Origin of the sequence: Pseudomonas sp. NFACC41-3, assembly GCF_900109505.1 — a bacterium.
Taxonomy (GTDB): domain Bacteria; phylum Pseudomonadota; class Gammaproteobacteria; order Pseudomonadales; family Pseudomonadaceae; genus Aquipseudomonas; species Aquipseudomonas chlororaphis.
Window position 1 is genome coordinate 582,136 of record NZ_FOAE01000006.1, and the last position, 20,158, is coordinate 602,293.

Consider the following 20,158-nt stretch of genomic DNA (forward strand, 5'->3'; position numbering starts at 1 on the left):
TTTTTTAGCCGTAGCGTTTCTTCGCTTCGATCGCCAGGCCGCTGCCGATGCTGCCGAAGATGTTGCCTTCGACGTGGCGCGCGTTGGGCAGCATGTCCGCGACGCTCTGGCGCAGGGCCGGAATGCCGCTGGAACCGCCGGTGAAGAACACCGTATCGACCTGGCCGACGCCGACATTGGCATCGCCCAGCAGTTGCGTGACGCTGCCGCGGATGCGCTCCAGCAGGCTGTCGATGGACGACTCGAACAGCGCCCGGCTCAGGTCCACGCTCAGGCCGGCCTCGATACGGTCCAGGGGTACCACGCGGTTGTCGGCGTGGGTCAGCTGGATCTTGGTCTCTTCCACCTCCATGGCCAGCCAGTGCCCGGCGCGCTGCTCGATCAGCTTGAACAGGCGGTCGATGCCGCCGGTGTCTTCGATGTCGTAGCGCATGCTGCCCAGGGCCAACTGGGACTTCTGCGAGTACACCGAGTTGATGGTGTGCCAGGTCGCCAGGTTCATGTGGGTGCTGGTGGGCATGTAGGCGCCGCTCTTCATCCGGCTGCCGTAGCCGAACAGCGGCATCAGGCCCTGCAGACTCAACTGCTTGTCGAAGTCGGTCCCGCCGATGTGCACGCCGCCGGTGGCGAGGATGTCCTCGTGGCGGTTGTCCAGGCCACGGCGCTCGGGCGACAGGCGCACCAGGGAGAAGTCGGAGGTACCACCGCCGATGTCGACGATCAGCACCAGCTCTTCGCGCTCGATGGTCGACTCGTAGTCGAAGGCCGCGGCGATCGGCTCGTACTGGAAGGAGACTTCCTTGAAGCCCAGCTTGCGCGCCACTTCCACCAGGGTGTCCTGGGCCTCCTGGTCGGCGGCGGCGTCGTCATCGACGAAAAACACCGGACGACCCAGCACCACTTCCTCGAACTCCCGACCGGCGGCGGCTTCGGCGCGGCTCTTGAGCTGGCCGATGAACAGGCCCAGCAGGTCCTTGAACGGCATCGCCGTGCCCAGCACGCTGGTGTCGTGCTTGATCAGCTTGGAACCCAGCAGGCTCTTCAGCGAGCGCATCAGCCGGCCTTCGTAGCCTTCCAGGTATTCGTGCAGCGCCAGGCGGCCATACACCGGACGGCGTTCTTCGAGGTTGAAGAAGACCACCGACGGCAGGGTGATCTTGTCGTCTTCCAGCGCAATCAGCGTTTCCATGCCGGGGCGCAGCCAGCCGACCGTGGAGTTGGACGTGCCGAAGTCGATACCGCAGGCACGGGCCGCAGATGCGTTTTTCATGTCTTTCGAGTTCCGGTTGGAAAAAACGGCCGCGCAGTGTATGCCAGTCGTTCGCAGAATCGAAGGCCGACTATCCGCTAAATCGTAACCCGCAAGCCTTGAAAGACTATTCTTCACCCCAAACTTGCAGGCATGGGCCGGGCAGCCATCGGGCGGTCGCAAGAACCGCCGCCAGCTGCCGATAAACTTCTGCTGCGCCGCGTGAGTCACAGTATTGAGATCGATCAGCCTTGACGCTGTTCAAGAGTGCATGCTGTACATCCCGCCGCGCCACATTGATAACGGATGGTGATCCTTAGATGGACTTCAAAGACTATTACAAGATTCTCGGGGTGGAGCCGACGGCGGACGACAAGGCGATCAAGGCCGCCTATCGCAAGCTGGCGCGCAAATATCACCCGGATGTCAGCAAGGAAAAAGACGCCGAAGCCAAGTTCAAGGACGCGTCGGAAGCCTACGAAGCGCTGAAAAGCGCGGACAAGCGGGCCGAATACGACGACCTGCGGCGTTATGGCCAGCACGGCCAGCCGTTCCAGGGCCCACCGGGCTGGAAGGGCCACGCGGATGCCGGCGGTTTCGGCGATGGCGGGGATTTTTCGGACTTCTTCAGTTCGATCTTCGGCAACCGCGGGCCGGGTTTCGGCGGTGGACAATCGCGCAGCGCCGGGCGCAGGGGGCAAGACGTGGAAATGGAATTACCGATCTTCCTGGAAGAGACCCTGTCGGCCGAGTCGAAAAAGGTCAGCTTCAAGGTGCCGCAATACAACGCTGCCGGCCAGCACGTCAGCAACACCAGCAAGAGCCTGAACGTGAAGATCCCGGCCGGCGTCACCGACGGCGAGCGCATCCGCCTCAAGGGCCAGGGCGCGCCGGGTGTCGGCGGCGGGGCCAATGGCGACCTGTACCTGACCATTCGTTTCGCGCCCCATCCGAAGTTCGATATCGAGGGCGAGAACCTGATCATCACCTTGCCGCTGGCCCCTTGGGAGCTGGCGCTGGGGACCGAGGTCGCGGTGCCGACCCTGACCGGCAAGATCAACCTCAAGGTGCCGGCCGGCAGCCAGAACGGCCAACGCATGCGCGCCAAGGGCCATGGCCTGCTGAACAAGGCCGGGCATCGCGGTTATCTGTTCGTGCAGCTCAAGGCCGTGATGCCCAAGGCTTCCGGCGACGACGTCAAGGCGCTGTGGCAGGAGCTGGCGAAAAAGGCCGCCTTCAATCCGCGGGAGCATTTCTGATCTGCAACCCATTCTGATCTGAAACAAGGAGTCGCTAACCATGAGCACCCTGATCGTTCAGCTGGATATGGAAGAGTTCTGCGAGGTGGCCGATCTGCCGGCCGCCTATGTGATGGAAATCGTCGAGCACGGGATCCTCGATCCCCATGGCTCGGCGCCACGGGACTGGCGTTTCACCGATTACGAACTGGCGGTCGCCAAGCGCGCCGCCAAGTTGCGGCGCGATCTGGAATTGGAGTGGGAAGGCGTCGCCCTGGCGCTGGAACTGCTCGACGAAGTCCGCGAGTTGCGCACGGAAAACCAAATGCTCAAGCAACGCCTGGGGCGTCTGCTCAGCGACTGACGAGCGTCTGTAGCCGCTGCCGAGCCTGCGAGGCTGCGTTCGAGGACGCAGTCCTCGCAAAACTTGCATTAGCGGTTTACCTGAAGGAAAGCAGTGCCCGGTTTACGACCGCTTCGCGGTCGAGCGCAGCCTCGCAGGCTCGGCAGCGGCTACAGATGTGTCGGCAGTTTGCTCTCTACGACTATTCGGCGTGGGACACCCGCGGCAGGGTCACGGTGAAGGTGGTGCCATCGGCCTCGCTGGAGCTGACCTCGATGCTGCCCTGGTGGGCGGTGACCACTTCCTTGACGATGAACAGGCCCAGGCCGAGGCTGGTGGAGGGGCTGCCGAGTTCTTCGTTGGCGCTGCGCACCAGCGGATCGAAGAGGCTACTCAAGGCTTCCTTGGGTATCGGCGGGCCGTAGTTGTGGATGGTCAGCAGCACCTGTTCGGCGCCACCCGTGAGGGTAACGGTCACGGTGCGGTTGCCGTTGCCGTGCTGCAGGGCATTGCCGATCAGGTTCTGCAGCATCTGCTCGATGCGCCCGCGATCCCAGATGCCGTGGCTGTCGCCATGGAAGTTCAGCGCTGGCGTGCAGTCCGGCTGGCCGGCGCAGGCTTCGTCCATGGCTGCCTTGATGGCACTGGCCATGTCCATGGGCGCCGGCTCGATGGGCAGGCTGCTGCCCAGGCGGCTGCGGACGAACTCCAGCAGGTCGCCGACCATCGCCGCCATGTGCCTGGCGCCACTCTTGATCCGCGACACATAGGCCAGCGCATCGGCATCCAGCGCGACTTTGCGCGCCAGCATCTCGGTGGACATGCTCACCGCCTGCAAGGGGGTACGCAGGTCGTGTCCGAGAATCGCCAGGAAAATATCCCGCGAACGGTTGACCTGTTCGGCATAGGCCGCGGTGGACTCGGCCAATGCTTCGTCGATGGCTTCGTTGAAACGGATCATGTCCTGGAAATAGGCCAGTTCCGGCGACTCCAGGCTGGCGACCCAGAGGCGGATCACGCAGGCGCGCAGGTGGCGGAATTCCGAGGTCATCTGCACCAGGTCGAAGCCCACGTTGTGGCGCAACTCGCCATGGCTGGCGGCGGCTTCGTCGAGGCTTGGGCTGTTCTCCGGGCCTTCGCCCCTGGCCTTGGCCGCCTGTTCGCTGGCAGTCTGGGCGGTGCGCATGTCGCGAGCGGCGGCCAGCAGGATGGACTTGGCGTGGTCACGCAGTTGCAGGCGGGTCAGGGAGTCGGTTTCGGGGGCGATGGATCGGGCGAATTGCTCCCACTCATCAACGATTCGATCAACGTGTTGCACGATGAAGTCGGGTAGACGCATGGCCGGGAACCTTGTCAGGCAGCAAGAGTGAGGACGGCCTGTCGAATTCTAGCCGCGATTGAGCCGTTCAACACAGCAAGACGTCCGGCTTTGCTGACCGTTGGGCGGCCCGGATGGGCGCCCGTTGGATCCAGGTTTCTAGAACAGCCAGCTTTCTAGAACAGGAAGTAGCGCTGCGCCATCGGCAACACGTCCGCCGGTTCGCACCAGAGCAGCACGCCGTCGGCCTTGACCTGATAGGTCTGCGGGTCGACCTCGATATCCGGCAGGTAGTCGTTGTGGATCAGGTCGCTCTTTTGCACGTTCCGGCAACCCTTGACCACCGCGATCTGCTTTTTCAGCCCCAGTTGCTGCGGCACCCCGGCCGCCAGCGCGGCCTGGCTGATAAAGGTCAGGCTGGTGGCGTGCCGGCTGCCGCCGTAGCTGGCGAACATCGGCCGGTAATGCACCGGCTGCGGGGTCGGGATCGAGGCGTTGGCATCGCCCATCAGGCTGGCGGCGATGGCCCCGCCCTTGAGGATCAGCGTCGGCTTGACCCCGAAGAACGCCGGCCGCCAGAGCACCAGGTCGGCCCATTTGCCGATTTCGATGGAGCCCACTTCGTGGCTGATGCCGTGGGTGATCGCCGGGTTGATGGTGTATTTGGCGATGTAGCGCTTGACCCGGAAGTTGCTGTTGCCGGCGCCGTCGCCCGGCAGCGGGCCGCGCTGGCGGTGCATCTTGTCGGCGGTCTGCCAGGTGCGGGTGATGACCTCGCCGACCCGGCCCATGGCCTGGCTGTCGGAGCTGATCATCGAGAAGGCGCCCAGGTCGTGGAGGATGTCTTCGGCGGCGATGGTCTCGCGGCGGATGCGGCTTTCGGCGAAGGCCACGTCCTCGGCGATGCTCGGGTCGAGGTGGTGGCAGACCATCAACATGTCCAGGTGTTCGTCGATGGTGTTGCGGGTGAACGGCCGGGTCGGGTTGGTCGAGCTCGGCAGCACGTTGGGCAAACCGCAGGCCTTGATGATGTCCGGGGCGTGGCCGCCGCCGGCGCCTTCGGTGTGATAGGTGTGGATGGTGCGGCCCTTGAAGGCGCCGAGGGTGGTTTCGACGAAGCCCGATTCGTTGAGGGTGTCGGTGTGGATCGCCACCTGTACGTCGTACTGGTCGGCGACGTTCAGGCAGTTGTCGATGCTGGCCGGGGTGGTGCCCCAGTCTTCGTGGAGCTTGAGGCCGATGGCCCCGGCCTTGACCTGCTCGATCAAGGGTTCCGGCAGGCTGGCGTTGCCCTTGCCGGTGAAGCCGATGTTCATCGGGAACGCGTCCGCCGCCTGGAGCATGCGCGCCATGTGCCACGGCCCCGAGGTGCAGGTGGTGGCGTTGGTGCCGGTGGCCGGCCCGGTGCCGCCGCCGATCATGGTGGTGACGCCGCTCATCAGCGCCTCTTCGATCTGCTGCGGGCAGATGAAGTGGATATGGGTGTCGATGCCGCCGGCGGTGAGGATCATGCCCTCGCCGGCGATCACTTCGGTGCTGGCGCCGACGGCGATGGTCACGTCGGGCTGGATGTCCGGGTTGCCGGCCTTGCCGATGGCGGCAATGCGCCCATCCTTGAGGCCGACGTCGGCCTTGACGATGCCCCAGTGATCGATGATCAGCGCGTTGGTGATCAGGGTGTCGACCACCTCGGCCGCCAGCAGCTGACCCTGGCCCATGCCGTCGCGGATCACCTTGCCGCCGCCGAACTTCACTTCTTCGCCGTAGGTGGTGAAGTCCTTCTCGACTTCGATCCACAGCTCGGTGTCGGCCAGGCGCACCTTGTCACCGACGGTGGGGCCGAACATGTCGGCGTAGGCTTGGCGGGAAATCTTCATTGCACCTTCCTAAGAATTGAGTCGGGCACCTGTAGCCGCTGCCGAAGGCTGCGCTAAGGGCCGAAGGACCTTCGTTCGCTTTGAAATGCAGGGGCCGCTGCGCAGCCATCGCAGCCTGCGGCAGCGGCTACCGGGATTGCATCAGTCCAGGTCGCCCATGACCCGCCCGGCAAACCCGAACACCCGGCGATGCCCGGCCAGGTCCACCAGTTCCACCTCGCGGGTCTGCCCCGGCTCGAAGCGCACGGCGGTGCCGGCCGGGATGTTCAGGCGCATGCCACGGCTGGCGGCGCGGTCGAAGGTCAGGGCGTCGTTGGTTTCGAAAAAGTGATAGTGCGAGCCCACCTGGATCGGCCGGTCGCCGCTGTTGGCGACGCTCAGGCTGAGGGTGCGGCGGCCGGCGTTGAGTTCGATGTCGCCGGGCTGGATCTGGTATTGGCCTGGAATCATACGGGTTGCCCCAGAGTCTTGAAGTAAATGGCGGTCGGGCTGTAGGTGCCGTCCGGGCTTTGGCAGTAGTTCGGCAGTTCGCCGACGCGGGTATAGCCTAGGGCGCTGTAGAAGGCTTCGGCGTCCGAGCCGGCCTGGGTGTCCAGGTACAGCAGGCCGCGCTTGTGCTGGCGCGCCGCCTGTTCCACGGCGTGCATCAACTGCTGGCCCATGCCACGGCGGCGGGCGTCGTGGCGCACCTGCAGCTTCTGTACCTCGGCGCGATTGAGGCCGTTGGGCTTCTGGCACAGCGCCAGTTGCACGCTGGCCAGGACCCGCTCGTCCTGCACCACCACCCACAGCAGCAGGCTGCCGTCGGCCACGCTGGCCTGGACGCTGTTGACGTAGGCGCGGGCCTGTTCCTCGTCGAGGTCGGCCATGAAACCGACCGAGGCGCCGTGGCCCACGGCGTCGAACAACAGATCAATCAACCCCTGGCGATAGTGGGCAAAGCTCTCCGCATGGACTCGACGCAGTTGGGCGGCGTTCATCGGGTATCACTCCTTGTGGATGGTGGGCGGTGGCGCCCCCGGATCGAGGGTCAGCTGCATGAACGTCAGGTCCAGCCAGCGCCCGAACTTGGTGCCCACTTGCGGCATCTGTCCGGTGGTGACGAAGCCCAGGCGTTCGTGCAGGCGGATCGAGGCGGCATTGCCGCTTTCGATGGCCGCGACCATCACGTGCTTGTCGCAGCTTTTGGCGCGTTCGATCAGCGCTTGCATCAGGCGCGGGCCGAGGCCGTTGCCGCGCTGGTCGTTGCGCACATAGACCGAGTGCTCGACGGTATGGCGGAAGCCGTCGAAGGGCCGCCAGTCGCCGAACGAGGCATAACCGAGCACGCTTTCGTCGGCGTCGACCGCCACCAGGATCGGATAACCCTGGGCCTGGCGGGCGCTGAACCAGGCCTGGCGATTGCCCAGGTCCACGGCCTGTTCGTTCCAGATCGCCGTGGTGTTGAGCACGGCGTCGTTATAGATATCGCGGATCGCCGGCAGGTCGGCATGCACCGCATCGCGGATGGAATACGTCATGGGCGGCCTCAGGCGATCGGTTGGTGGACGGTGACCAGCTTGGTGCCGTCGGGGAAAGTCGCTTCCACCTGGATTTCCGGAATCATCTCCGGGATGCCTTCCATTACCTGTTCGCGGGTCAGCAGGGTGGTGCCGTAGTGCATCAGCTCGGCCACGGTCTGGCCGTCGCGGGCGCCTTCGAGCAGCGCCGCGGAGATGTAGGCCATGGCTTCCGGGTAATTGAGCTTTACGCCACGGGCCAGGCGCCGTTCGGCCACCAGGCCGGCGGTGAAGATCAGCAGTTTGTCTTTTTCGCGTGGGGTCAGGTCCATCGTTCAAAATCCGTTGTTGAGCAGTTGAAAGAGGGCATGGCGCGATGCATCCGTAGCCGCTGCCGCAGGCTGCGATCGGCTCCGCAGGAGACGCACCCTGGTTGACACGATCTGCCTGATACGCCGCGGCGTCTGGTTTGGCGCCCGCTACGCGGACGATCGCAGCCTGCGGCAGCGGCTACAGGAAAGTCGTGTCGCTGTGTCATGTGTTCCAGATCCTCGGCGGCAGCGCCTCGCGCCCCAGCAGGGCCGGGCGCAACAGGCGCCACAGGTCGATCAGCCAGGCGCGGGCCAGCAGCGCTTCGCTGGCCAGGCAGCGGGCCACCAGCAGGCCGGGCAGTTGCGTCAGGTCGCCGTGCACGGCATGAGGCAGCGAACGGCAACGCTCCAGCAGCTGGCTGTCGATCTCGCCGGTGGCCAGCAGGGTGGCGAAGACCGGCTGGCCGTCCAGGCCGATCGGTGAGTCGAGCAAGCCGTCGCCGCCGCCGATGCGCTGGCGTTCGTGCCAGAGCAACTGGCCCTCGCGGCGGATGTCCAGGTGCGACTGGAAATGCCCGAGGTCGAAGCGCTCGTCGCTGGCCGGGCGGCCGAGCGCCACCACGTCCCAGTAGAACAGCCGGGCGTCGCCTTGCAGCTCGATACGGGTGCTCAGTTCGGCCTGGGCGGCGCTGAACACGATGGTTTCCTGGGGCAGCCATTCCAGGGTGGCGCCGGCGGCAACGTTCAATTCCAGGGTCTGATAGGCGGGCCCGTTGGCGCGATACCACTTGGCGGCGCCGGGGCTGGTCAGCTGCGCCCAGGCATCGCGGTCGACGCTGGCGCGGATCTGCAGGCGGTCGCCGCCGGCAATTCCGCCGGGCGGATGCACGATGATGTGCTGGCAGACTTCGGGGCCTTCGGCGTACAGGTGCTTCTGCACCCGCAGCGGGCCCTTGTGCCGGCGCTGCACCGGGCGTGTGCTGTCGCCAAAGCGGGCGTAGCCGAGTTCCAGCTCGGCGTGCCAGCTGGGGGTGAACAAGGCGGTGTGGGCTGGCAGGTTCATGGTTTGTGCTTAGTGTCTGGACGTTACAGGCTAGATCGTAACTTAGATGGTAACCAGGCCGCGTACACCCTCGGCTTGCATATTTTCACCGCGGCCCTGCTGGACGATTTCGCCCCGGGACATCACCAGGTACTGGTCGGCCAGTTCGGCGGCGAAGTCGTAGAACTGCTCCACCAACAGGATCGCCATATCGCCGCGGGCCGCGAGTTTCTTGATCACCGTGCCGATTTCCTTGATCACCGACGGCTGGATGCCCTCGGTGGGTTCGTCGAGGATCAACAGCCGTGGCCGGCTGGCCAGGGCCCGGCCGATGGCCAGCTGCTGTTGCTGGCCGCCGGACAGGTCGCCGCCGCGCCGCTGTTTCATTTGCAGCAGCACCGGGAACAGCTCGTAGATGAAGGCCGGCACTTCCTTGGCCTCTTTCGCGCCAAAACGGGAAAGCCCCATCAACAGGTTTTCTTCCACGGTCAGGCGGCCGAAGATCTCCCGGCCCTGGGGCACGTAGGCGATGCCGGCATGCACCCGTTGATGGGGCTTGTAGGCGGTGATGGCCTGGCCTTCCCAGTTCACCGTGCCTTCCTTGGCCGGCAGCAGGCCCATCAGGCATTTGAGCAAGGTGGTCTTGCCCACCCCGTTGCGCCCGAGCAGGCAGGTGACTTCGCCGACCTTCGCCTCGAAGCTCAGGCCCCGCAGGATGTGGCTACCGCCGTAGTACTGGTGCAGCGTGTCGACTTGCAGCATGTCTGGTTTTTCCTTCAATTCTTTTTGTAGGAGCGAGCTTGCTCGCGAAGAGCCTGAGAACGGCGCGCTCATCCAGGTAGCGCGCGTTATCGTTGACCTCCATCGCGAGCAAGCTCGCTCCTACAAGGAGCCGTCAGCGGCCGAGATAGACCTCGATCACCCGTTCGTTTTCCTGCACCTGTTCCAGCGACCCTTCGGCCAGCACGCTGCCCTGGTGCAGCACGGTGACGTGGTCGGCGATCGAGCCGACGAAGCCCATGTCGTGCTCCACCACCATCAGCGAATGCTTGCCCGCCAGGCGTTTGAACAGCTCGGCGGTGAACTCGGTCTCGGCATCGGTCATGCCCGCCACCGGCTCGTCGAGCAGCAGCAACTGCGGGTCCTGCATCAGCAGCATGCCGATTTCCAGGAACTGCTTCTGGCCGTGGGACAGCAGGCCGGCCTGGCGTTCCACCGAGGCGGTCAGGCGAATGGTTTCCAGCACTTCGTCGATGCGGTCTTTCTGCTCGCCGGAGAGTTTCGCCCGCAGGCTGGCCCACACCGACTTGTCGGTGTTCTGCGCCAGCTCCAGGTTTTCGAACACGCTCAGGGCTTCGAACACCGTGGGCTTCTGGAACTTGCGGCCGATGCCGGCCTGGGCGATCTGCACCTCGCTCATCTGCGTCAGGTCCAGGGTTTCGCCGAACCAGGCCTTGCCGTGGGTGGGCCGGGTCTTGCCGGTGATCACGTCCATCAGGGTGGTCTTGCCCGCGCCGTTGGGGCCGATGATGCAACGCAGCTCGCCGACGCCGATGTACAGGTTCAGATCGTTGAGCGCCTTGAAGCCATCGAAGCTGACGCTGATGTCTTCCAGGGTCAGGATGGTGCCGTGGCGGGTGTTCAGGCCCTTGCCGGCGGCCTGGCCGAGACCGATGGCGTCGCGGCTGCTGCCGGCGTCTTTGTTGGGCTCAAGGATAGGTTCGAGCATGAATTCGGCCGTCGCTGTGATTCTCATGATTCGCCCCTTTTCTTCAGCAAGCCGATGATGCCTTTGGGCAAATACAGGGTGACGATGATGAAGAGCGCCCCAAGGAAGAACAGCCAGTATTCCGGGAAGGCCACGGTGAACCAGCTCTTCATGCCGTTGACCACGCCGGCGCCGAGCAGCGGCCCGATCAGCGTGCCGCGACCGCCCAGGGCGACCCACACGGCGGCCTCGATGGAGTTGGTCGGCGACATTTCGCTGGGGTTGATGATGCCCACTTGCGGTACATACAACGCCCCCGCCAGGCCGCAGAGCACCGCGCTCAGCACCCAGACGAACAGCTTGAAGCCGCGTGGGTCGTAGCCGCAGAACATCAGGCGGTTCTCGGCATCGCGCAGCGCGGTCAGCACCCGGCCGAACTTGCTCCGGGCCAGGCGCCAGCCGATGTACAGGCTGGCCACCAGCAACAGCACGGTGGCCAGGAACAGCACCGCGCGGGTCCCAGGCTCGGTGATGCCGAAGCCGAGGATGGTGCGGAAGTTGGTGAAGCCGTTGTTGCCGCCAAATCCGGTCTCGTTGCGAAAGAACAGGAGCATGCCGGCGAAGGTCAGGGCCTGGGTCATGATCGAGAAATACACGCCCTTGATCCGCGAGCGGAAGGCGAAGAAGCCGAACACCAGTGCGAGCAAGCCTGGCGCCAGCACCACCAGGCACAAGGCCCAGAGGAAGCTGCCGGTGCCGCTCCAGTACCAGGGCAGCTCGGTCCACGAGAGGAAGGTCATGAACGCCGGCAGGCTGTCCCCCGCGGCCTGGCGCATCAGGTACATGCCCATGGCGTAGCCGCCGAGGGCGAAGAACAGGCCATGGCCCAGGGACAGCAGCCCGGCATAACCCCAAACCAGGTCCAGGGCCAGGGCGACGATGGCGTAGCAGAGGATCTTGCCCACCAGGGTCAGGGTGTAGGCCGAGACGTGCAGCGGGTTGTCCGGCGCCAGCAGCGAGAGCAGCGGCAGGGCCAGCAGCACCGCCAGGATCAGCGCGCCGACGGCGACCGAGACCTTGGGCCCGGCCTTTTGTGTAGCGGTAACCAATAGAGGCTGATTCATCAGTCGATCACCCGTCCTTTCAATGCGAAGAGGCCTTGCGGACGTTTCTGGATAAACAGAATGATCAGCGCGAGGATCAGGATCTTGCCGAGCACGGCGCCGATCTGTGGCTCCAGAATCTTGTTGGCTACCCCCAGGCCGAACGCGGCGAACACGCTACCGGCCAGTTGGCCGACACCGCCGAGCACCACCACCAGGAACGAGTCGATGATGTAGCTCTGGCCCAGGTCCGGGCCGACGTTGCCGATCTGGCTCAGGGCCACGCCACCAAGGCCGGCGATGCCGGAACCGAGGCCGAAGGCGAGCATGTCGACCCGTCCTGTCGGTACGCCGCAGCAGGCGGCCATGTTGCGGTTCTGGGTGACCGCGCGCACGTTCAGGCCCAGGCGGGTCTTGTTCAGCAGCAGCCAGGTCAGCACCACCACAAACAGCGCGAAAGCGATGATCACGATGCGGTTGTAGGGCAGCACCAGGTTGGGCAGCACCTGGATCCCGCCCGACAGCCAGGCCGGGTTCGACACCTCGACGTTCTGCGCGCCGAATACCAGGCGCACCAGCTGGATCAGCATCAGGCTGATGCCCCAGGTGGCGAGCAGGGTTTCCAGCGGCCGGCCGTAGAGATGGCGGATCACCGTGCGTTCCAGGGCCATGCCGATGCCGGCGGTGACGAAGAACGCCACCGGCAGGGCGATCAGCGGGTAGAACTCGATGGCCTGCGGGGCGTAGCGCTGGAACAGCAGCTGCACCATGTAGGTGGAGTAGGCGCCGAGCATCAGCATCTCGCCGTGGGCCATGTTGATCACCCCGAGCAGGCCGAAGGTGATTGCCAGGCCCAGGGCCGCCAGCAGCAGGATCGAGCCCAGGGACATGCCGCTGAAGGCCTGGCCGAGCACCTCGCCCACCAGCAGTTTGCGCTTGACCTGGGCCAGGCTGGTTTCGGCGGCGGTGCGCACCCCGGCATCGGCTTCCACGCCGGGTTCGAGCAGGCCCTCGAGGCGGGTGCGGGCCAGCGGGTCGCCGGTTTCACCCAGCAGGCGCACCGCGGCCAGGCGCACGGCCGGGTCGCTGTCCACCAGTTGCAGGTTGGCCAGGGCCAGGCTCAGGGCGTCGTGTACGGCCTGGTCCTGCTCAGCGGCCAGGCTGGCATCGAGGAATTTCAGCTGCGCCGGCTTGGCGCTTTTCTGCAACTGCTGCGCGGCGGCCAGACGGATCTTTGCGTCGGCGGCGAGCAGTTGGTGGCTGGCCATGGCGGTGTCGATCAGACCCCGCAGGCGATTGTTCAGGCGCAAGGTCTTGGCTTGCCCATCGACGGTCAGCTGGCCTTGCTGCAAGGCGCCGAGCAGTTCGAGGCGCGCCGGGTCGGGCTGCGCGGCCCAGCTTTCCAGCAGCCTGGCCTGTTGCGTGGCGTTGGCCGCGACGAAGTCTTCGGCGTCGCCGGCCCTGGCGGCCAATGGCAGCAACAGCAGGCAGGCGAGGATGAAACGGTAGAGGGCAGTGGGCATGTCAATGGCCTTGCGCGGAGCGTGGGTCTGTAGCCGCTGCCGCAGGCTGCGATCGGCCTCGCAGAGGACGTGCTCTTGAGGGCCTCAAGGTCCTGCGGACCTGTCGCAGCCTGCGGCAGCGGCTACAGAGGTTGTGCCGGACGCGGGAGCGGCGGCCGGCATCCATCCGTTGCTTAGTTGCTCTTCACCGCGTAGTCCGGCTTCTTGTCGTTGCCCGGGATGAACGGGCTCCACGGCTGGGCGCGGATCGGGCCTTCGGTCTGCCAGACCACGTTGAACTGACCGTCCGGCTGGATCTCGCCGATCATCACCGGCTTGTGCAGGTGGTGGTTGGTCTTGTCCATGGTCAGGGTGTAGCCCGACGGCGCGGCGAAGGTCTGGCCGGCCAGGGCTTCGCGGACCTTGTCGACGTCGGTGGACTTGGCTTTCTCCACCGCCTGGGCCCACATGTGGATGCCGACGTAGGTGGCTTCCATCGGGTCGTTGGTCACGGCTTTATCCGCGCCCGGCAGCTTCTTGGCCTTGGCGTAGGCTTTCCAGTCGGCGACGAACTTCTGGTTCACCGGGTTCTCCACGGACTCGAAGTAGTTCCAGGCCGCGAGGTTGCCCACCAGCGGCTTGGTGTCGATGCCGCGCAGTTCTTCCTCGCCCACGGAGAAGGCCACCACCGGTACGTCGGTGGCTTTCAGGCCCTGGTTGGCCAGCTCTTTGTAGAACGGCACGTTGGAGTCGCCGTTGACCGTGGAGATGACCGCGGTCTTGCCGCCGGCGGAGAACTTCTTGATGTTGGCGACGATGGTCTGGTAGTCGCTGTGGCCGAACGGGGTGTAGACCTCTTCGATGTCCTTGTCGGCCACGCCCTTGGAATGCAGGAACGAGCGCAGGATCTTGTTGGTGGTGCGCGGGTAGACATAGTCGGTGCCGAGCAGGAAGAAGCGCTTGGCGCTGCCGCCGTCTTCGCTCATCAGGTATTCCACCGCCGGGATCGCCTGCTGGTTAGGCGCCGCGCCGGTGTAGAACACGTTCGGCGACATCTCTTCGCCTTCGTATTGCACCGGGTAGAACAGCAGGCCGTTGAGTTCCTCGAACACCGGCAGCACCGATTTGCGCGATACCGAGGTCCAGCAGCCGAACACCACGGCGACCTTGTCCTGGGTCAGCAGCTGGCGGCCTTTCTCGGCGAACAGCGGCCAGTTCGACGCCGGGTCGACCACCACCGCCTCGAGCTGCTTGCCGTTGACGCCGCCCTTGGCGTTGATCTCGTCAATGGTCATCAGCGCCATGTCCTTGAGCGAGGTTTCGGAGATCGCCATGGTCCCCGATAGCGAATGCAGGATGCCGACCTTGATGGTCTCGGCGGCCTGGACGGTCCAGGTCATGCCCATCGCGGCAATGCTTGCCGTGAGTGTGAAAGCCTTGATCAAGCTGCGACGCTTCATTGTGCGATCTCCATGAACTTATGAGTTTTCTTGGTTGGCAGATGCGGACTACTGAAGGGCTGTTTTGCAAGGGGTGTGCCTAGTCGGCACAGGGCATGAAAACGTCGCTTTTACGGAGCAGGGGAGAGGGCTGGCGCACCAATGCGGGGCCATCAGGCGTCTTTGGTGCGCACGAATGCGCCGCGCTGGTGCCAGTGATGACCTGTAGCCGCTGCCGCAGGCTGCGATCGCGACCGAAGGGCGCGCACGGCTTCAAGATCGCCAAAGGCCTTCGGCCTTATCGCAGCCTGCGGCAGCGGCTACAGGGCTGCGTCGGACATTGTTCTTCTGTAGGACGCCTTTCAGCGGCGGCGCATCAGGCCGATAAAGAACAGCCCGCCAATGGCTGCCGTGGCCACGCCTATGGGCAGGTCTTCGGGGGCGATCAGGGTGCGGGCGGCGACGTCGACCCAGACCAGGAACACGCTGCCCAGCAGCACGCACACCGGCAACAGCCGACGATGCTCGGCACCCACAAGGCGCCGGGCAATGTGCGGCACCATCAGCCCGACGAAACCGATGGAGCCGCTGATGGACACCAGCACCCCGGTCATCAGCGAAGCGATCAGGAACACCCGCAGCCGCACGTTGCGGGCATTCAGGCCGAGGGTCACCGCGGTCTGCTCGCCGGCCATCAGCGCGTTCAACGGCCGCGCCATGCCCAGCAGCAGGACCAGCCCGAGCAGCACGCTGGCCGCCGGCACCGCGAGCAGTTCCCAGCGCGCCAGGCCCAGCCCGCCGAGCATCCAGAACATCACCGCCGAGCTGGCGCGGTGGTCGCCCATGAACAGCAGCAGGTTGGCCACCGCCATCATCACGAAGGACACCGCCACCCCGCACAGCAGCAGGCGGTCGCTGTCGAGCCGGCCGTGGCGCGCGGCGATGCCGAGTACCAGCAGCATGCTCGCCAACGCGCCGATAAAGGCGGCGATGGGCAGGGTCAGCAGGCCGACGATTTCACCCACATGCAGTACCACGATCACCGCGCCCAGGGTGGCGCCGGAGGTCACGCCGAGCAGGTGCGGGTCGGCCAGCGGATTGCGCGTCACCGCTTGCAACACCGCGCCGATCAGCGCCAGCCCGGCGCCAACCAGGGCCCCGAGCAACATGCGCGGCACGCGGATCAGCCAGACGATATGCTCCTGCCCGGCGCTCCAGTCCGCCTCGCCCAGGTCGAGGGTCTTGTGCAGCAGGATCCGCCACACCACGTCCACCGGCACCCGCGCCGAGCCGAAACCCAGGGACAATACGCAGGACGCCAGCAGCAACGCGCCGAGGGCAGTCAGCAACAAGGCATAACGACGATCGATCATGCGCCGTGGAAACCCTTGGCCAGGGTTTGCACCGCTTCGACGTTATCGATGCCCGGCGTGGCCTGCACGTAGGGGATCACGATGAAGCGCTGGTTACGGATCGCATCCACCGATTGCAGCGCCTTGTTGTTGAGCAGGAACTGCTGTTTCTGTTCGGCAGTGACTTCGCTGTAGTCGACGATCACGATCACCTGCGGGTTGCGTTCGACCACGGTTTCCCAGTTGACCCGGGTCCAGCTGGCCTCGACGTCGTCGAGGATGTTGCGCCCGCCGGCGGCATCGATCAGCGCCTGGGGCATGCCCAGGCGGCCGGAGGTCATGGCGCGGTCTTCGCCGCTGTCGTAGAGGAACACCCGCGGTTTTTCCGTGGGCAGGTCCTGCTGGATCGCGGCGACCTGTTGCTGCATCTCGGCGATCAACTGGTTGGCACGGTCCTGCACATCGAAGATCCGCCCGAGGTTGCGCAGGTCGTTGTAGGTGTCGTCGAGGCTGGCGGCCGGGCGCTTCATCACGAAGGCGCAGGACTCGGTCAGCTCCAGCACATTGATGCCCAGCGGCGTCAGGGTCTGTGGGGTCAGGTCGCCGCCAACGCGCATGCCGTAGTCCCAGCCGGCGAAGAAGAAATCGACATTGGCGTCGAGCAGGGTTTCCACCGACGGGTACTTGGCCGCCAGCTCCGGCAGGCCGTCGAGGATGGCCTGCATCTCGGGCGTCACCGCCTTCCAGCCGCTGATGCCGCTGTAGCCGACCATGCGCGACTTGAGGCCCAGGGCGAGCATCATCTGGGTCATGTTGATGTCGTGGCTCAGGGCGTGCTTGGGTGCTTCCTTGAAGGTCACCTCGCGGTTGCAACTGTGGACGGTCAGCGGGTAACGGGTGGCTTCGGCGCAGGCCTGGCCGGCGAGCAGCGACAGGGCCAGGCCGGCAGGGATCAGGCAGTTGAGTGAGACGCGCGGGGTCATGGTTGGGTTATCCAGGTGATTCGTGGGTAGCCGGACAGCGGGTGTTGGTCGACCAGGGCGTCGACGCCGAACACCTCGCGCAGCAGCGTGACCGTCAGCACTTGCTCGGGTGTGCCGCTGGCGACGATGCGTCCGTGATCGATCACGTACAGGCGATCGCAGAAGGCGGCGGCCAGGTTCAAGTCGTGGATGCTGGCGAGGGTGCCGATGCCCAGGCGCTTGACCCGTTGCAGCAGCTCCAGCTGGTAGCGCGGGTCGAGGTGGTTGGTCGGTTCGTCGAGGATCAGCAGTTGCGGTTGCTGGGCCAGGGCGCGGGCCAGGATCACCCGCTGCTTTTCCCCGCCGGACAAGGTGGCGAAGGCATGCGCCTCGAAACCCAGCAGGCCCACCGACTCCAGCGCCTGGCGGGCGATGGTGCGGTCTGCGGTGCTGTCGCCGTCGAACAGGCCCTTGTGCGGGGTGCGGCCCATGGCGACCACTTCTGCGACGGTCAGGCCGAAGGCCTCGGGGAACTCCTGCAACACCACGGCAATGCGCTGCGCGCACCAGCGCGGCGTCTGCTTCCAGACGTTGTAGTGATCGAGCCGGACTTCGCCCTGGTCCGGCCGGCTGAAGCGATAGCTGCAGCGCAGCAGGCTGGTCTTGCCGCTGCCGTTGGGCCCGATCAGCCCGACGAACTCCCCCGGCGCCACGCGCAGGCTGGCCTCACGCAGCTGGAACTGGTGATGACAGTGGCCCTGGCCCAGGGGTGTCCAGGCCAGGTTGGTGAGGTTCAGCGAGGTCATGCGGGGTCCATATGATTCCTTGTAGCCGCTGCCGAAGGCTGCGATAAGGCCGAAGGCCTTCGGCGATCTTGAGGCCTTGCGCGCCCTTCGGTCGCGATCGCAGCCTTCGGCGGCTACAGGTATTGGTTAAAAGGTGTAATCGGCGGTCACGAAAAACGACCGTGGTTCGCCGAGGATCCATTGCTGGCCCTCATTGTATTGGCTTTGCGCGTACTGCCGGTCGAACAGATTGTTCAGCTGCAAACCGAAGGTGGTGTCGCGCAGGGCTTTCCACGACAACACCGCGTCGACCACGGTGTAGCTGGGCAGCTCGTTGCGGTTGGCCAGGTCGGCGTAGCGGGCATCGACATAACGCACCCCGGCGCCGGCCCGCAGGTTATCGGTCACCGCCTTGTTCAGCCACAGGTTGGCGGTACGCCGTGGCACGTCCACCGGGCGATTGCCGCTGCGCGAGACGAACTGGTTGCCGACCTGCTCTTGGAAGTCGTCGTACCGGGCCTTGACGATGGCGGCATTGGCTTGCAGTTGCCAGGCGTGGGGCAGTTGCAGGTCGAGGCTGGCCTCCAGGCCGCGGGACGACTGCTGGCCGACCTGCTGCTTGAGCGTCGGGTTGCCCGGGTCGTCGGTCAGCAGCTTCTTCTTGACGATGTGATAGGCCGCCAGGGTCCATTCGCCGCGCTGGTCCCAGAACATCTGCTTGAGGCCGATCTCGCTCTGCCGGGCGCGGGCCAGGTCGTATTGCTGCTGGCTCGGGCTCAGGGAAATCAGGCCGCCGACGCCGTCGGTGCTGGTGGCGTACTGGCCGTAGAGCGAGGTGTCCGGCGTCAGCGCGAACACTAGCCCGGCCTTCCAGTTGTTGCCGGTCAGGGTCTTGTCGCTCTGGCTGCCGTCCACCAGGTTGTCGCGATCCACCTGCACGTAGTCGCGGCGCACGCCGGTCACCAGCGACCAGCGCTCGCTCAACTGGGTACGGTTTTCGGCGAAGGCCGACATCTGTTTGGTGGTGCTCTGGAATTGCGGGCGATAGGCCGAGGCGCTGTCGAAGCGGCCCTTGTCCGGGTGTTGCAGATCCAGTGGCTGGCCATCCGGCAGCGCATCCTTGAACGGTGAGTTGCTGTTGAGCTGGAAGCGGATGCGGTTGTAATCGACCCCGGCCAGGGTCTGGCTGTCGAGGCCGAACAGGCTGTGCTTGAAGGTGAAGGTCTGGCGATCGCCGACCTGCTCCTGCTGGTGCTTGATGGCGAAATTGCCGCTGCGCAGAAGCTGCTGGCCGGCGGTGTCCCAGCTGTAGTTTTCGGCGTTCTGCCAGCGGCGCTGGGCCTTGAGGTAATACAGCTCGTTGCTGGCGCTGACGGCGTCGGAGAGCTGCCACTCGCTGGTCAGGCGCGTCCACTGATCGTTGTAGTGCTGCTTGTCGTTGCCGATGTTGTAGTTCTTGTCCCGCAGGCCCTCATGGAAGCGGCCATTGACCAGCGGGGTGCCGAAATCATTCATCGGCTGCTGGTCGCCGTAGTCGTGGGCGAGGGTGAACGCCAGGTCGTCCGTGGCCTGCCAGCGCAGCGCCGCGCTGATGAAGTCGCTGGCGCTGTCGCCGCGATCGATCCAGCCATTGCTGCGCAGGCGGTTGAGGTTCAGGCGATAGCTCAGCGTGTCGCTCAGCGAGCCGCCGCTGTCGAGGGCCTGCTGCTGGCTGTCGTAGGAACCGTAGCCGAGGCGCAGGTGGTTTTCGATCTCGCCGGTGAAGGGTTTCTTCGGGATCACATTGACCACCGCGCCGGTGGCGCCTTCGCCATACAGCACCGAGGCCGGGCCGCGCAGCACATCCACCCGTTCCACCGACCAGGTGTCCACCGGGAAAGTCACGGTGCCCATGCCGCTGTACAGGCGATTGCCGTCATACAACTGCATCACCGAACCCTGGCCGGTAAAGCCGCGCGCCGACAACGAAGTGCCGCCGTCGCCGGGTGTGCCGGTACGGCTGATCCCGGTGCCGCGCGACACCGCGTCCTGCACGCTGCGGTCGCCACGCTGGCGAATGCGCTCGCCGCTCAGGCTCTCGGTGCTGGCCGGGGTTTGCAGGGCGCTCAGGCCCAGGCGCGAACCGGCAGTGGTCGGGGTGTGCAGGCTGATGTCCTGCGCGTCGATGGCGGGCGCGCTGATGGTGCCGGTGGGCAGCGTCAGGGGCGCGTCGTCGGCCTGGGCGGGGTGATTCAGGGCCAGCAGGCAGAGGCTGGACGCCAGGAGCTTAGTTGTCGGGCGGTTCATCGGGGCGGCTGAGTCGCTTCTTCGAGAGGGTTACCCGCAGCATGGGTGGCTGCGGGTAGGGGATCTTACACTTTAATGTTACAAAGTAACATTATGTGTGTCGGAAATTGAACCGACAGCAGTCTACAGATCCCTCTAAACCGC

At 65.2% G+C, this 20,158-nt stretch carries 19 protein-coding genes and 1 pseudogene; 2 read left to right on the forward strand and 18 right to left on the reverse strand.

The genetic code is table 11. The features are described 5' to 3' along the window. Window positions 1-4 precede the first annotated feature (4 nt). A complete protein-coding gene (locus BMY68_RS27170; protein WP_085533668.1) occupies window positions 5-1,270 on the reverse strand; it encodes an Hsp70 family protein in 1,266 nt (421 codons plus the stop codon). 299 nt (window positions 1,271-1,569) lie between these two features. Here BMY68_RS27170 and BMY68_RS27175 point away from each other — a divergent pair, with 299 nt between their 5' ends. Both BMY68_RS27175 and BMY68_RS27180 read left to right on the forward strand, forming a co-directional pair. After that, window positions 1,570-2,508, forward strand: a complete 939-nt coding sequence (locus BMY68_RS27175; RefSeq protein WP_009041946.1) for a DnaJ C-terminal domain-containing protein — start codon at window positions 1,570-1,572, stop codon at window positions 2,506-2,508. Between the two features lie 40 nt (window positions 2,509-2,548). Then, complete coding sequence (locus BMY68_RS27180; protein WP_009041947.1) at window positions 2,549-2,851, forward strand: chaperone modulator CbpM; 303 nt, start codon at window positions 2,549-2,551, stop codon at window positions 2,849-2,851. A 181-nt stretch (window positions 2,852-3,032) separates the two neighbouring features. On the opposite strand, the gene BMY68_RS27185 is transcribed toward BMY68_RS27180, so the two are convergent. The 17 genes and pseudogenes from BMY68_RS27185 to BMY68_RS27260 all read right to left on the reverse strand — a co-directional run bounded on the left by BMY68_RS27185 (window position 3,033) and on the right by BMY68_RS27260 (window position 20,014). Continuing rightward, complete coding sequence (locus BMY68_RS27185; protein WP_085533669.1) at window positions 3,033-4,169, reverse strand: sensor histidine kinase; 1,137 nt, start codon at window positions 4,167-4,169, stop codon at window positions 3,033-3,035. 155 nt (window positions 4,170-4,324) lie between these two features. Then, window positions 4,325-6,025 (reverse strand): urease subunit alpha, encoded by a 1,701-nt coding sequence (gene ureC / locus BMY68_RS27190; protein ID WP_009041949.1) that lies wholly within the window; start codon window positions 6,023-6,025, stop codon window positions 4,325-4,327. 141 nt (window positions 6,026-6,166) lie between these two features. Continuing rightward, a complete protein-coding gene (locus BMY68_RS27195) occupies window positions 6,167-6,475 on the reverse strand; it encodes an urease subunit beta (protein ID WP_009041950.1) in 309 nt (102 codons plus the stop codon). After that, window positions 6,472-7,005: a GNAT family N-acetyltransferase gene (locus tag BMY68_RS27200; RefSeq protein WP_009041951.1), complete on the reverse strand. Its 534-nt coding sequence runs from the start codon at window positions 7,003-7,005 to the stop codon at window positions 6,472-6,474. The genes BMY68_RS27195 and BMY68_RS27200 overlap by 4 nt, the downstream gene beginning before the upstream one ends. Window positions 7,006-7,011: 6 nt before the next feature. Next, window positions 7,012-7,545, reverse strand: coding sequence for a GNAT family N-acetyltransferase (locus tag BMY68_RS27205; protein WP_062823807.1), 534 nt, complete (start codon window positions 7,543-7,545; stop codon window positions 7,012-7,014). Window positions 7,546-7,553: 8 nt separating this feature from the next. Continuing rightward, entirely contained in the window at window positions 7,554-7,856 is a 303-nt protein-coding gene (gene ureA / locus BMY68_RS27210) for an urease subunit gamma (RefSeq protein WP_007927275.1), read from the reverse strand. A 202-nt stretch (window positions 7,857-8,058) separates the two neighbouring features. Continuing rightward, window positions 8,059-8,898 carry an urease accessory protein UreD gene (locus BMY68_RS27215; RefSeq protein WP_085533670.1) on the reverse strand — a complete coding sequence of 280 codons (840 nt, stop codon included), beginning with the start codon at window positions 8,896-8,898 and terminating at the stop codon, window positions 8,059-8,061. 42 nt (window positions 8,899-8,940) lie between these two features. Then, window positions 8,941-9,639, reverse strand: coding sequence for an urea ABC transporter ATP-binding subunit UrtE (gene urtE / locus BMY68_RS27220; RefSeq protein WP_085533671.1), 699 nt, complete (start codon window positions 9,637-9,639; stop codon window positions 8,941-8,943). 25 nt (window positions 9,640-9,664) lie between these two features. Beyond that, window positions 9,665-9,742: pseudogene (locus BMY68_RS30230) on the reverse strand (transcriptional regulator); the annotation flags it as partial. A 30-nt stretch (window positions 9,743-9,772) separates the two neighbouring features. Continuing rightward, the gene (gene urtD / locus BMY68_RS27225; protein WP_009041955.1) at window positions 9,773-10,633 is read right to left on the reverse strand and encodes an urea ABC transporter ATP-binding protein UrtD; all 861 of its coding nucleotides are present in this window, start codon (window positions 10,631-10,633) and stop codon (window positions 9,773-9,775) included. Then, a complete protein-coding gene (urtC, locus tag BMY68_RS27230) occupies window positions 10,630-11,709 on the reverse strand; it encodes an urea ABC transporter permease subunit UrtC (protein ID WP_062823804.1) in 1,080 nt (359 codons plus the stop codon). The genes urtD and urtC overlap by 4 nt, the downstream gene beginning before the upstream one ends. Then, complete coding sequence (gene urtB, locus BMY68_RS27235; protein WP_085533672.1) at window positions 11,709-13,211, reverse strand: urea ABC transporter permease subunit UrtB; 1,503 nt, start codon at window positions 13,209-13,211, stop codon at window positions 11,709-11,711. Before urtB ends, urtC begins: the two co-directional genes overlap by 1 nt. Before the next feature lie 173 nt (window positions 13,212-13,384). Continuing rightward, complete coding sequence (gene urtA, locus BMY68_RS27240) at window positions 13,385-14,650, reverse strand: urea ABC transporter substrate-binding protein (RefSeq protein ID WP_007930955.1); 1,266 nt, start codon at window positions 14,648-14,650, stop codon at window positions 13,385-13,387. A gap of 341 nt (window positions 14,651-14,991) precedes the next feature. Then, on the reverse strand, window positions 14,992-16,002 hold the full coding sequence (locus BMY68_RS27245; RefSeq protein ID WP_085533673.1) for a FecCD family ABC transporter permease: 1,011 nt from the start codon (window positions 16,000-16,002) through the stop codon (window positions 14,992-14,994). After that, on the reverse strand, window positions 15,999-16,964 hold the full coding sequence (locus BMY68_RS27250) for an ABC transporter substrate-binding protein (RefSeq protein ID WP_009041959.1): 966 nt from the start codon (window positions 16,962-16,964) through the stop codon (window positions 15,999-16,001). Before BMY68_RS27250 ends, BMY68_RS27245 begins: the two co-directional genes overlap by 4 nt. After that, window positions 16,961-17,749, reverse strand: coding sequence for an ABC transporter ATP-binding protein (locus BMY68_RS27255; protein ID WP_085533674.1), 789 nt, complete (start codon window positions 17,747-17,749; stop codon window positions 16,961-16,963). Before BMY68_RS27255 ends, BMY68_RS27250 begins: the two co-directional genes overlap by 4 nt. A 126-nt stretch (window positions 17,750-17,875) precedes the next feature. After that, window positions 17,876-20,014 (reverse strand): TonB-dependent receptor, encoded by a 2,139-nt coding sequence (locus tag BMY68_RS27260; RefSeq protein WP_085533675.1) that lies wholly within the window; start codon window positions 20,012-20,014, stop codon window positions 17,876-17,878. Window positions 20,015-20,158 lie beyond the last annotated feature (144 nt).